Source organism: Rhodococcus sp. ZPP, assembly GCF_017656075.1.
Classification (GTDB): Bacteria; Actinomycetota; Actinomycetes; order Mycobacteriales; family Mycobacteriaceae; genus Rhodococcus_F; species Rhodococcus_F oxybenzonivorans.
Genome location: NZ_CP058638.1, coordinates 3,657,789 through 3,670,205, shown reverse-complemented (window position 1 = coordinate 3,670,205; position 12,417 = coordinate 3,657,789). Strand labels below are relative to the sequence as shown.

At 66.7% G+C, this 12,417-nt stretch carries 10 protein-coding genes; 6 read left to right on the top strand and 4 right to left on the bottom strand.

Annotated features, from left to right (window positions below; genetic code table 11):
• Position 1: 1 nt before the first annotated feature.
• Positions 2-556 (bottom strand): lipoprotein LpqH, encoded by a 555-nt coding sequence (locus HYG77_RS17410; RefSeq protein ID WP_208960027.1) that lies wholly within the window; start codon positions 554-556, stop codon positions 2-4.
• 208 nt (positions 557-764) lie between these two features.
• Here HYG77_RS17410 and HYG77_RS17405 point away from each other — a divergent pair, with 208 nt between their 5' ends.
• The 6 genes from HYG77_RS17405 (at position 765) to HYG77_RS17380 (ending at position 6,850) form a co-directional block, all read left to right on the top strand.
• A complete protein-coding gene (locus HYG77_RS17405) occupies positions 765-2,099 on the top strand; it encodes a hypothetical protein (protein WP_208963426.1) in 1,335 nt (444 codons plus the stop codon).
• Positions 2,099-3,169 (top strand): hypothetical protein, encoded by a 1,071-nt coding sequence (locus HYG77_RS17400; RefSeq protein ID WP_208960026.1) that lies wholly within the window; start codon positions 2,099-2,101, stop codon positions 3,167-3,169. The genes HYG77_RS17405 and HYG77_RS17400 overlap by 1 nt, the downstream gene beginning before the upstream one ends.
• 1 nt (position 3,170) lies before the next feature.
• Positions 3,171-4,688: a tetratricopeptide repeat protein gene (locus tag HYG77_RS17395; RefSeq protein ID WP_208960025.1), complete on the top strand. Its 1,518-nt coding sequence runs from the start codon at positions 3,171-3,173 to the stop codon at positions 4,686-4,688.
• Entirely contained in the window at positions 4,688-5,968 is a 1,281-nt protein-coding gene (locus HYG77_RS17390; RefSeq protein WP_208963425.1) for a CHAT domain-containing protein, read from the top strand. The genes HYG77_RS17395 and HYG77_RS17390 overlap by 1 nt, the downstream gene beginning before the upstream one ends.
• A gap of 119 nt (positions 5,969-6,087) precedes the next feature.
• Positions 6,088-6,498, top strand: a complete 411-nt coding sequence (locus HYG77_RS17385; RefSeq protein WP_109334474.1) for a VOC family protein — start codon at positions 6,088-6,090, stop codon at positions 6,496-6,498.
• Positions 6,499-6,646: 148 nt separating this feature from the next.
• Complete coding sequence (locus HYG77_RS17380; protein WP_109334475.1) at positions 6,647-6,850, top strand: cold-shock protein; 204 nt, start codon at positions 6,647-6,649, stop codon at positions 6,848-6,850.
• A 331-nt stretch (positions 6,851-7,181) separates the two neighbouring features.
• On the opposite strand, the gene nuoN is transcribed toward HYG77_RS17380, so the two are convergent.
• From nuoN to nuoL, 3 genes are read right to left on the bottom strand one after another with little or no spacing between them, the layout of a single operon-like run.
• Positions 7,182-8,828 carry an NADH-quinone oxidoreductase subunit NuoN gene (gene nuoN, locus HYG77_RS17375; RefSeq protein ID WP_208960024.1) on the bottom strand — a complete coding sequence of 549 codons (1,647 nt, stop codon included), beginning with the start codon at positions 8,826-8,828 and terminating at the stop codon, positions 7,182-7,184.
• On the bottom strand, positions 8,825-10,426 hold the full coding sequence (locus tag HYG77_RS17370) for an NADH-quinone oxidoreductase subunit M (RefSeq protein WP_208960023.1): 1,602 nt from the start codon (positions 10,424-10,426) through the stop codon (positions 8,825-8,827). The genes nuoN and HYG77_RS17370 overlap by 4 nt, the downstream gene beginning before the upstream one ends.
• A complete protein-coding gene (nuoL, locus tag HYG77_RS17365) occupies positions 10,423-12,417 on the bottom strand; it encodes an NADH-quinone oxidoreductase subunit L (RefSeq protein WP_208960022.1) in 1,995 nt (664 codons plus the stop codon). The genes HYG77_RS17370 and nuoL overlap by 4 nt, the downstream gene beginning before the upstream one ends.

Here is a 12,417-nt window from a genome sequence, read left to right as displayed (position 1 = left end):
CTCAGCCGCCGACGATGGTGGAGCACGCGAAGGTGAGGTCGAACTTCGCCGTGGTCGGCGCGGTCGGATTGCTCATGTCGGGAGCGCCGACGCCTTCCCCCGTCACCTTGTACACGTCACCGTCCTTCTCGACCGTCGCTGTGCCGCCGGGCATTCCCTGGCCGAATCCGAGGGCGTAGGGCAGCCCGTTGGACCCGCCTTTGCTGCCGGCGATTCCGACGGCCTGCACGGTGTCCGCGCCGGTGATGGTCGCGCTCACGGCCAGGTCCCCGTACGTGGCATTGCCGGTGTCGGCGAGAGCCAGCGCCAGGGTGTCACCCTGCTTGGCGCAGGTGGCGTCGAATGTGGCGTCCAACGCCTTCCCGTCGATGACGGCCGCGGACGCCCCGGCCGGGCTCGCGGCGTTCGACGTCTCCGAGGCGACCGTGGGGGCGTCGGAGCTGTCATTGGACCCTTCGCTGTCACTGCAACCCGAGAGCAGCAGGGCTGCAGCCGCAACCGCGACGATGCCTGCGGTGTATGCGCGCTTCGGCTGAGTCCGAATGATCTTGTTCATGATCCGTCCTTCACATGTCGTGAGGGGCGCTCGGCGCCCGTCTCCGATCTCTTCGGCCCGCGGTGTGGGGCCGATGGCTAAAAGGTATGGACGGCCCGCGCCCTACCGATCCCAGATTTCTGCCGACCTCCGCCGAGCGCACCTGCGGTAGCCTGCTCGAATGCGGACGGGAGCGAGGGGGGCGACGGCTACTCGGCGACCCCGCGCCATGGTCCTGGACGAGGTGTGGCGGGAACTGGACGGCGTCGAACCGCTCAGCGGCCCGGACGGCGGGCCGCTCAGCCGCACAGTCAAACTGATCCTCGATCCGCTGGTGATTCGCCCGGTGCAGAACCCGGCGTGCGCCGGTCCGGTCGTCTCCTCCGACGGCGCGGAGCTTCTGGCCACACGCCTGCACGCCTCCGCTGATCTGCTGCGTGCCACGGCAGCATGGTTCACGCTGCTCAAGCGGGTCCGCCGTGCACTACGGATCACCGAGGGCAATCCGCAGGACCTGTACTTTCAGCGCTGTTTCGAGCTGGCCACCACGGCCGGTCCGCCGGATCCTGACCGCGGCGAGTCGATCGCGGCAGACACCCTGCGCGACGTGCACGAATACTCGGCCGGACGCACCACCCAGGCGTTGAAAGCCCATATCACCGACCCATCGCGGGCCCGGCAACTCACGGCACTCATCGATCTCGCCTGGGGCCGGCGACCGCTCTCGCGCGTCGCTCTCGAGGACGACACCTGGAAGATCGAGGCACTTCTCGACGCCTGCCCCGGCGCACGGCTCGATGATGAATCGGACGACTCCGGTCAGTGCGTGTTCGACGGGTTGGTCTCCGGTTCCGCCGGAACCCACTTCGGAATTGCGCTGTGGACACCCGCCCCTGCGTACACGGCTCACGAGCTGGGATTGACCACACATCCGGTGCCTGGGGCGCCCGTCCTGGGAATGTCTGCATCCACCGCGGCACTGGGGCTTCCCTTCGACCGCACCGTCCACGAACGTGTTTTCACAGTGCTGCGCGCCTCGAGTGAGCGAGCCGAACTTCCGCCCGTCGCCGAGTTGGTCACGACCGAGATCGCGCGGAGTTGCTCGCCGTGGGCCCTGCTCGACGAGTCGTTGCGGGTGATTGCGACCGCGGGGGCCACGCTGGCCGTAGATTTACGGCCGATCGGGGCCGGTGATCGTGGTCCTGCGGCAGACACGGCCTCGAGCCGGGTGATCAACGGCCGCTGGCAGCGCGAGGCGTATGTGCTGCAGGCCCGCCGGCTCGCGCTGAGCACCGACGACCAGTCTCTGCCCGACACCAATCCGCTTGCCGCCATCGCCGCCGAACTCCGGAAGCCGTGGCAGCCGTACCTGCGGCGCCTGTGGGTGCGCTTGCACGGCCGCGATGCCCGGGAGTTGTCGGTGCACACACTCGACGAGGTGTGGGACCTCCTCGACGGCGTCGCCCGATCGGTCATCCTCGACCACCGGATGCGGGTCAAGCAGGCACTGAGCGTGCTGCCGCTCGCCGACTCCACCGATTCGTCCCGATCGCGGGCAAGCTGATGCCCGACTCGGTGACGGTACGGGCGGTAGCGGGAGACCTCTGGGTAATCACTCCTGGCGACGCCCCCAGTGTTCTGGACGACGACCCGGGTATCGACGTTGCCGTCCTGGAGGTCGCCGGTGGTCATCTCAGCTGGAGTGTGCTCACCGAGCCCGCCCCGCCCACCGCCGTGATCGACGACGTCACCTCCGCGCAGGACTGGGTGTGGGCGCTGTACGGCGAGGCAGTCGCCCTGGCGCTGGCCGAGCCCGCAGTCGCCCTGGCGCCGGCCGAGCCCGGTGGGTCTGTGCACGAGGTCGAATACAGGCCGGCACGCCCCCGTCTGGCCGCGAATGTTCGGCGACTCGCCTTCGCGCTGTGGGCCGCACGCTGGTGGCCGGCCTCGACGATCGATGCCATACCAGCCCTCGACGACGCCCTGCTGGACCGCGACATCGCCGGACTTGTCGACGACTGCGAGTCGGTGGTCGCCGGTGCCGACGCAGTCCTCATGGCCGTGCCACCGCGGTCGGCAGGAAACGCGGCGCGCGCGGAGGATTACGCACTCGCGGCCGGCACTGCGACGGCAGTCCGGGCCGGCACCCTCGTGCTGGCACGGGGGACGGGCGGGACCGATTGGCACCGTTGCCCTTCCGGCCTGATCGACGCATCCGAACGGGCAGTGTCCTGGGAGGTGCAGCGGGTCGCCGGCACCACCACCGTGCGCGTGGCAGTGGTGGGAGCGCCGAATCTGGCCGGGGCCGTGGCCACACACCTACGGCCACGCGCGACCGTGGCCGGCGCCGATCCAGTCCACACCGCCGACGTCGAACTACACCTGATCGGCGACACCTGGGTCGGCGACACCGACGCCCCACCAGGATCGGAACAAGGGGTCACCGTGAACGTCTACCTGCCTGGCTTCGGCGGAAACCTCCACCCGGCACTCGGCGGGCGCGACGTCCGCGATCGAATCCGCGACCTCGCGCGACAGCGACTCCAGCGCGCCGCGGCACCGGATTCGGACGACGACAGCGACGTGCCCCTGCTCGCCGAGATCGACGCCGCTGCCTCGGAATCGGATTTCTGACATGACGGATTCCTTGTCACCGGACGAAGCCCGTGAACTGCTCGCCGTAGGCGGCGCCGCCTACGGTCGCGGTGATCTCACGGTAGCGCTGGCGACCTTCGAGCAGGTTGCGCGCAGCACCACCGGTGATCTACGGATCAGCGCAATGATCAACGCCGCGAGCATGTCAGACGAGTTGGGTGACCACGCTTCGGCCGTCGACCGCTATCACGAGGCCCTCGCTGCCATGCCGGCCGATGCCCGCAGGATTCGGCCCGCCGCGTTGATCAATCTGTCCCAGGCCCTCCAGCACGTGGGCGACCTCGACGGTGCGCAGACGGCCCTCGAGCAAGCGCGCTCCCTGCTCACGGACGCCGCCGACGACTTCGAGGACCTCCGCGTCCCGTGCCTGTTGTCGTTGACGGCCGTTGCCATCCACCGTCAGCAATGGGCCTACGCAGCCGACCTGGCCCACGAGTCACTGGAAGCCGCAGTACGTTCCGCGCCGAATCTCGCTGGTCACCCGTTGATGAATCTGGCGGCCGTCCATTTCGAGTCCGGACGCTTCGACCTCGCCGACGACTTCGCCGGCCAGGCGCTTGCCGCCTTCGACGAGGCCGGTGACAGCAACGCCTTCGCCGAAACGCAGCAGAATCTGGGGATCATGCGCGCCCGGTCGGGGCGTCACGAGGATGCCGAGCCACTGCTGCTGGAAAGCCAGAGGTACTTCGAGCAGGCCGGTGTCGGACATCGGGTGGGGATCGGGCTGAAGGTGCTGGCGTTTGTGGCGGAGGGACGCGACCAGACAGAACGTGCGAGCGCGCTCTACCGGCGCAGCGTCGAACACTTCGCGGAGTCCGGGGCCGTACTCGATGTCGCGGACGTCAACACTCGCCTGGCGACACTGGCTTTCAGCATCGGCCGCCGAGACGAGGGTGAGGCCCTGCTGGCTTCCGCTGTCGAAACCTATGCCGAACTGGGCCTCGGATTGCACTGCGCACAGGTCGACGTCTGGCACGCGACGCTGTTGGAAGCGGCGCTGAACGTCGACCCCGACGGGGCGCTGCACAAACGAGCCGTCGACCTCGCGGTGCCCGCGGCCCTCACCATCGACGCCGTCCGCTACTCCCTTCCCAACGGGTTTCAGCGCGAGCAGTGGAACCGGCACGTCGCGGACCCGGCCATGGCGTTGGCCTTCCGCCTCTCCTACGGTTGCGGTGACGCCCTTCTCGTCAGTGATCTCATCGAGGTGCACTGCGCGGGAACAGCACTCGACATCGGCCGCTCCACCGGCAGCGCGGCGCCGACGTTGCCACTCGTGATGCCCGACCTTCCCGACCGCACTCCCGACGTGTCGACCGCACTCCACCTCGGTGCCGCGCTGGCCGGGGTCGCCGCGGGTGCCGGCCTTCCTGTTTCGCTGCCACCGCAGCTCACGATGTCAGTCGGTGGCCGTGTTGCGCTCGAGCCGTACATCGCGGAGGCCGAGAAGCGGTACGGGCGGCCGATTCGCGACAGCCGATCGGTTCCGGCGTGGTGATGTCGGGGCGTCCCACCGTCTTCGTGCGGATGGCCGACGCGGGAGACCTGTACACGTCGTGGCGGTGGTCGAACGACACCTATCCCGGTGGAGTCTCGGTCGTCACCGCGACACAAGTGGACGAGACTCTCGCCGCGCTGACACCCGCGTTGCCCGATGCCGCTGATCCGAAGAGTTTCGAACACGTTCTGACGGCCGGCGCCCTGGCCACATACGACGCGGAGCATGCACTGGCGCAGCAGCTTTCGCGAACATTTCTCCCGTTCGGTCTCGCCGCGCAACTGTACGAGTTGTACACCCGCGGGGTCCGGCCTCACATCCGGATCCAGCCGTCACCTCGCGTCGCGCAGGTTCCGTGGGAACTGATCGCGCCGGACGCCCACCTGCGCCTGATCGATATCGCCGACGTCAGCCTGCTCGCACCACTGAGTATCGTCCACGCCCCCGGGCGCGTCCCGCGCTCTTGGCTCGACACGCGCGAGCTGCCTGTCGTCGCCGTCCTCGATCCACGGGTGCCGGGATATCGCGCCGATTCCGCGCTCGGCTCGGTGCTGGGCCGGATGTCCGGTGACGCTGCCCTGTCCCGCCAGGTCGGCGCCTACGCCGAGCAGAACAGGCTCCTACCGAAAGTGACCGGACCCGCCGACCTGTTCCGCCGAGAAGACGTAGACCGGGTTTGGCTGGGCGACGCGCTCCGGGGCGGTGCCAGCCGCCTGATCTACGTCGGCCATGTGACCGCAGCAGCGCCCGAGTCCGGTCAGAGTGAGCACGCCGAACTGCATCTGGCCTGCCGGGCAGAGACCATCGGGTTCGCGGAGGCGATGCGGGCACACCGACCGCTGTCGGCGAAGGATCTACTGCTGGGAACGCACACCCTGACCGACGATCCCGTGGCGGGACCCGAGTTGTGGCCCATCCCGAGCAGGGTCGCCCTGATCGCCTGCGAGAGCGGCGGTGACCTCCGCTTCGGCGAGGCGCTGGGGCTGGTCTCGGCGATGATCAGCGGTGGTGCCGAACTGGTCACCGCCACTCGATGGGCTCTGCCCACCGACCTCGCCTTCGAACGCCTGGCCGGCGCAGATCCGCGAGAGCGTCCCCTGCAGTCGGCCGTGTGTTCCGTCGATTCCGCGCACGAGAAACCGGACGCGGTGAGCGCGCTCTGCGACTGGCAACGGGAGCGGTCGGCGGCGTGGCGAGAAGAGCGGGCCATCGTCGACTCACCGGTGCTGTGGGGAGCGTTCGCGACGGTGTCCACCGAAACCGACCCACTGCTGCCCTGATCGGTAGTGCCGTGATCCGGTGCTGCACGGATCCGGGGTCGAGTGACTGCTCTTCGCTGTACCGTCGGTGTGTCGGATCGCCACGAGAAACAATTTCTGCACAAAGAAGGAGCTTCGCCATGGCCTCACGTCTCAACCCGTACATCAGCTTCGGCGGCAACGCACGAGAGGCGATGGAATTCTACAAGGAGGTGTTCGGCGGTTCGCTGTCGATCAACACCTTCGGAGAATTCGGTGCCCCCGACACCGAAAGCAGCGACAAGATCATGCACTCGCTGCTCGAAGCCGACAACGGATTCGTGCTGATGGGCGCCGACACCCCTCCCGGGATGCCGCACAATCCCGGTGACAACATCGCGGTGAGTCTTTCTGGCGACGACGCCGACGAACTGCGCGGATACTGGACAAAGCTGTCGGAGAACGGCACGGTATCCGTCCCCCTCGAGAAGCAGATGTGGGGCGACGAGTTCGGCGCATGCGTAGACCGATTCGGCATCTCCTGGATGGTGAACATCACGCAGCCGCAGTGATGCGGAGGTGCGCAACCGTGGATTTTTTCCCCGCCAGGAAGCCGAACGTCCGCAAATGCACTCGTTCCGCGTCGGAGGATGGCAGTATGGGTGGTACGACCGGACCTCGATATGAGCGTTCGGCGGACAGTTGCAGGGAGTTAACGGTATGGCGCAGGGTGTTGTGAAGTGGTTCAACAGCGAAAAGGGATTCGGGTTCATCGCACCGGATGACGGCAGCGCCGACCTTTTCGTTCACTACTCGGAGATCTCGGGCAGCGGCTACAAGTCGCTCGACGAGAACCAGCGTGTGGAGTTCGAGGTCGGCCAGGGACAGAAGGGCCCGCAAGCCCAGAACGTGCATCCCGTCTAAGGATCCAGACGTAACGCAAGGCCGCATCCGATCGTTTCGGGTGCGGCCTTCGCACGTTACGGCGAGGCCTCGAGACGCCTCCTTCCCGGTGCGGGGTGGGGTACCGAATCGTGATGCAGTGCACTCGTATGCCGGGCGGCAAGTGGGTACTCATCCGGTGGTCGTCGCACGACCACGAACGACCGGGCTCCCATGGAGGTGACAGCCGTGAACTTGTACTATCCGCTGGTCATTGTGCTGTATGTAGTGTCGGCCCTGTTGCAGGGCAATCTCGGGACCATTTTCTGAGAGCGACACATCCGTCGTTCCCGAGGCGGATCAGTGGCCCGGCTCAGCGCACGAACACTGCCGCCTTGTCTGCGATATCGAGCGCCGTCTGCGGAAGAATGCCCAGCACGATGGTGACCACCACGGAGACGGCGACGGCGGCGGTGGTCAGCACGCTGGGGATCACCACGGTGTGCGCGTCGTCCCCTGGCTCCGAGAAGAACATCAGCACGATGACGCGCACGTAGAAGAACGCCGCAATGGCGCTGCTCACCACGCCAACGAGGACCAGCGGGGTGGCGCCGCCCTCGATCGCGGCCTGAAAGACCGCGAACTTGCCGACGAACCCACTGGTCAATGGGATACCGGCGAAAGCGAGCAGGAACATCGCAAACACCACCCCGACGAGGGGTGAACGTCTACCCAATCCCGCCCAACGCGACATCTCTGTGACCTCTCCGTCGGCGTCCCGGACGAGGGTGACCACCGCGAAGGCGCCCAGGGTGCTGAAACCGTAGGCGAGGAGGTAGAACATCGTCGACGACAACCCGGCGTCATTGGCGGCGATGAGACCCGTGAGGATGAAGCCGGCGTGCGTAATCGACGAGTACGCGAGCATGCGTTTCACGTCGGTCTGAGTCACCGCCAGGACGGCACCGACGACCATGGTGAGGATCGCGACCACCCACAGCATAGGCCGCCAGTCGTCGCGGAGACCGGGGAGTGCGACATAGAAGATGCGGAGCATCGCGCCGAAGGCCGCAATCTTGGTAGCAGCCGCCATGAACGCGGTGATCGAGGTAGGAGCACCCTGGTAAACGTCCGGTATCCACGAATGAAACGGCACCGCACCGATTTTGAACAACAAGCCGACCGCGAGCAGTCCGGTGCCGATCAGGGCCAGCCCCTCGTTTCCGGAACGGTCGGCGACGGCATCGGCGATTCCCGCCAGCTGGACGGTCCCGGCGTAGCCGTAGAGCAGTGCCACTCCGTAGAGAAAGAACGCCGAGGAGAAGGCGCCGAGGAGGAAGTACTTGAGCGCAGCCTCCTGGGACAGCAGGCGACGGCGGCGGGCCAGTCCGCACAGCAGGTACAGCGGCAGCGACAGCACCTCCAGCGCGACGAACATGGTGAGAAGGTCGCCCGCGGCGGGAAAGAGCAGCATCCCGCCGATCGCGAGCAGCGTGAGGGGGAAGACCTCGGTCTGGGCGGCGCCCGCCTCCTCGGCCTCCCGTTCGGCTGCGCTCCCGGGAAGGGCCGCCGCTTGAGGGGCGAAGGCATCCGCCACCACGTCGTCGTCGGCAGTAGACCGGCCGGCACTCACCGCCACACCGGCCGACATCCGCATTCGGTCGAGCCCTCGCTCGCCAATCAGCAGTATTGCCGGAATCGAGACCAGCAGTATGGTTCCTTGCAGGAACAGGGTGGGTCCGTCGATGATCACGGCGCCCATGACCGCGGAGCTACGTGTTCCCGCGAGCAGGACGACAGCAACGAATGCCGCCGCGAGACCACCGAGGCTGAGAACGAGATGACTCGTGTACCGGGCCCGGCGCGGCAGGAAGGCCTCGACGAGCACGGCGGCCACGGCGACGCCGAACACGATGAGCATCGGGGAAAGCTGGCCGTACTCGATGTCCGGGGTGGGCAGCGCCGGACTCTGGGCGAGGAAGGCGTCGGAACGCCCGACCCAAGATGTACGAGCACTCATGGGTGAGTACCTCCGTCCGGTGCCTGCTCGGCTACAGAGCCGCTGCGGGGGTCGGTGGGAACAGTGGGCGCCGGGTCCTGCCGGTCGATCGTCGTGAGGATCTGACCGACGGCGGGGGTGATCACGTACAGGGCGGGCTTGGGATACACACCGAGGATGATCAGGAGAGCGATGAGGGGTGCGACCACAGCGAGTTCACGGGGCACGAGGTCCCGAACCTTCTCATTGTCTTCGGTGATCGGCCCGGTCATCATCCGCTGGTACAGCCACAGCACGTAGACGGCGGAGAGGACGAGTGCACCGGCCGCGAATACGGCGGCAACCTGGTATCGCGGGTACGTGCCGACGAGGACGAGGAACTCACTGACGAACGGTGCCAGCCCGGGCAGAGACAGCGTCGCGAGGCCGGCGACGAGGAAGGTACCGGCCAGAACGGGTGCCACCTTCTGTACGCCGCCGTAGGCGTCGATGAGGCGCGTGCCGCGGCGGGAGATCAGGAATCCGGCGATGAGGAACAATGCGGCAGTCGAGATTCCGTGGTTGACCATGTAGAGCGTCGAGCCGGCCTGACCCTGACTGGTCATGGCGAAGATGCCGAGGATGATGAACCCGAAATGCGAGATCGACGTGTACGCGATCAGCCGCATCATGTCGGTCTGGCCGATGGCGAGCACCGCACCGTAGAGGATGCCGATGACCGCCAGCGTGGCGATCAGTGGCGCGAACGTCGCGGACGCCTCGGGGAAGAGTTGGAGGCAGTACCGCAGCATCGCGAAAGTGCCCACCTTGTCGACGACGGCCATCATCAGCACCGCGCTCGCCGGTGTCGCCTCCACGGCCGCGTCGGGGAGCCAGGAGTGGAACGGCCACAGCGGCGCCTTGACGGCGAAGGCGAACATGAACCCGAGGAACAGGGCATTGAGCACAGCGGGGTCGGCACCGAGTTCCCCCGCGGATGCGGCTGCCACGACCTCTCTGAAGTCGAAGGTTCCGGTGCCCCCGTCGGCGGTCACGACATAGAGGCCGATCACTGCGGCGAGCATGATCAGGCCACCGAACAGGTTGTACAACAGGAACTTCACCGCGGCATACGAGCGGCGTGCCCCGCCGAAACCCCCGATGAGGAAGTACATCGGGATGAGCATCGCCTCGAAGAACACGTAGAAGAGCAGGATGTCGAGGGCGGTGAACGACACCAGCACCATCGCCTCGACCATCAGGATCAGCGCCACATACGTATGGGCCACCCGCCGCTGCGTGTAGTCGGGGGCGTCGTGGCCGTCGTTCCAGCCCGCTAGGAGCAGCAGCGGTACCAGCACCGCGGTCAACAGCACCAACACAAGCGCGATGCCGTCCAGGCCCAGCGTGTATCCGGTACCGAATGCCGGTATCCACGAATGGGACTCGACGAACTGGTACTGCTCGCCGCCCGCATCGAATCCGACCGCGAGCCCGCACGCGAGGACGAGAACGGCCACCGAAACACCCAGCGCAATCGACTTCGCGAGGTGCCGTCTGGGCGCAGGCACTGCCAGAACCACACCGGCGCCGACCATCGGCAGCAGCCACAGGACCGTCAGCCAGGGAAAGTTGTTCACCACAGCCTCACCAGCATCATCGTGGCGACCACGAGTGCCGCACCTGTGAACATGGACAGTGCGTACGACCGGACGAACCCGGTCTGCAGACGCCTGATCAACCCCGACCCCCCACTCACTGCGGCGGCGAAGCCGTTGACCACCCCGTCGACGCCCTTGTTGTCGAAGTACAGCAGTAGCCGGGTCAGGTGCTGGCCGGGGCGCATCACCATCGCCTCGTTGACCGTGTCACCGTAGAGGTCGTTGCGTGCGGCGATGGTCAGCGGGGAGACCGCCACCGGCGCGGTGTCGGGCACTTCTCTTGCGGCATATTGCCGATAGGCCGCGGCAACACCGGCGAGTACGACCACCAGGATGAGGACGGTCATCATCCACACCGGGATCGCTGCTTCTTCGTGGTGAGCGCCGACGACCGGCTCCAGCCAATTCACCAACGACGACCCGATGGCCAGCGCCGCACCGGAACCGACCGAACCGACCGCCAGGACGATCATCGGAATCGTCATGACCCGGGGTGACTCGTGCGGATGTGCGTCGGCCGCCCAGCGCCGATCCCCGAAGAAGGTCAGCAGCATGACTCGGGTCATGTAGAAGGCAGTGATTCCGGCGCCGAGCAGTGCGGCGGTCCCGAGGATCACGCCCTTGACACCCCCGGCAGCGAAGGCCACCTCGATGATCGGGTCCTTGGCGAAAAACCCGGCGAAAGGCGGAATTCCGATGATCGCCAGGTATCCGAGACCGAACGTTGCGAAGGTGATCGGCATGACGCTGCGGAGTCCGCCGTAGCGGCGCATATCGGTCTCGTCGTTCATGGCGTGCATCACCGATCCGGCTCCGAGGAACAGTCCGGCCTTGAAGAAGCCGTGGGCCAGCAGCAGCATGATCGCGAATGCGTATCCGGCCGGACCGAGTCCGGCGGCCAGCACCATGTATCCGATTTGACTCATGGTGGAGGCGGCCAGCGCCTTCTTGATGTCATCCTTGGCGCAGCCGATGATCGCCCCGAACAGCAGGGTGGCGGCTCCGACGGTGACGACGGCCAATTGAGCGGTGGGTGCCAGGTCGAAGATCGGCCCGGACCGGACGATGAGGTAGACACCGGCGGTGACCATGGTGGCAGCGTGGATGAGGGCCGAGACGGGTGTGGGGCCCTCCATGGCGTCGCCGAGCCACGATTGCAGCGGCAGCTGCGCCGACTTGCCGCAGGCGGCGAGTAGAAGCGTCAATCCGATTGCTGTGCTGATGTTCTGACCCGCAGCCTCCGCGCCGCCGAAGACCCCGGCGAAGGAGATCGTGCCGAAGGTCGCGAACATGATCATCATCGCGACGGCTAACCCCATGTCGCCCACTCGGTTGACCACGAAAGCCTTCTTCGCGGCGGTCGCTGCCGTCGGCTTGTACTGCCAGAAGCCGATGAGCAGATAGGAGGCGAGACCGACGCCCTCCCAGCCCACATACAGGCCGAGGTAATTGTCGGCGAGCACCAGCAGGAGCATCGCGGCGAGGAACAGGTTGAGGTAGGCGAAGAACAGGCGTCGACCAGGCGCGGAGCCGGCGGAGTGCCCGAGGTGATCAGGCGCGGAGCCGGCGGAGTGCCCGAGGTGATCAGGCGCGGGGCCGGTGGTGCGGCCGGCGGGGTCGGGGCCGTGTGCCATGTATCCGATGGAATAGATATGAATCAGCGAACCGACGCCGGTGATCAGCAACACGAAGCAGATGGACAGCTGGTCGAGTTGGAGTCCGAAGTCGACTTGTAGGCCGGCCACAGGAACCCAGCTGAACAGGTTTTGGTGTACCGCACGATCGGATTCGTCCGCGCCCAGCATGTCGACGAAGAGCGCAAGTCCCAGCACGAAGGCGGCCAGCGCGGTCCCGCACCCGAGCAGGTGTCCCCACTTGTTGCTGCGGCGGCCTGTCAAGAGCAAGACGGCAGCGCCGAAGAGCGGTAGTGCGGGCAGCAGCCAGACCAGCGACGCAATCCCCCCACTCAT

What these genes read in the sequence shown, in the direction of transcription:
- HYG77_RS17385 (WP_109334474.1), top strand. Translation starts at nt 6,088, where the DNA reads ATGGCCTCACGTCTCAACCCGTACATCAGCTTCGGCGGCAACGCACGA.
- HYG77_RS17400 (WP_208960026.1), top strand. Translation starts at nt 2,099, where the DNA reads ATGCCCGACTCGGTGACGGTACGGGCGGTAGCGGGAGACCTCTGGGTA.
- HYG77_RS17405 (WP_208963426.1), top strand. Translation starts at nt 765, where the DNA reads ATGGTCCTGGACGAGGTGTGGCGGGAACTGGACGGCGTCGAACCGCTC.
- nuoL (WP_208960022.1), bottom strand. Translation starts at nt 12,417, where the DNA reads ATGAGTGGGGGGATTGCGTCGCTGGTCTGGCTGCTGCCCGCACTACCG.
- HYG77_RS17380 (WP_109334475.1), top strand. Translation starts at nt 6,647, where the DNA reads ATGGCGCAGGGTGTTGTGAAGTGGTTCAACAGCGAAAAGGGATTCGGG.
- nuoN (WP_208960024.1), bottom strand. Translation starts at nt 8,828, where the DNA reads ATGAGTGCTCGTACATCTTGGGTCGGGCGTTCCGACGCCTTCCTCGCC.
- HYG77_RS17390 (WP_208963425.1), top strand. Translation starts at nt 4,688, where the DNA reads ATGTCGGGGCGTCCCACCGTCTTCGTGCGGATGGCCGACGCGGGAGAC.
- HYG77_RS17410 (WP_208960027.1), bottom strand. Translation starts at nt 556, where the DNA reads ATGAACAAGATCATTCGGACTCAGCCGAAGCGCGCATACACCGCAGGC.
- HYG77_RS17395 (WP_208960025.1), top strand. Translation starts at nt 3,171, where the DNA reads ATGACGGATTCCTTGTCACCGGACGAAGCCCGTGAACTGCTCGCCGTA.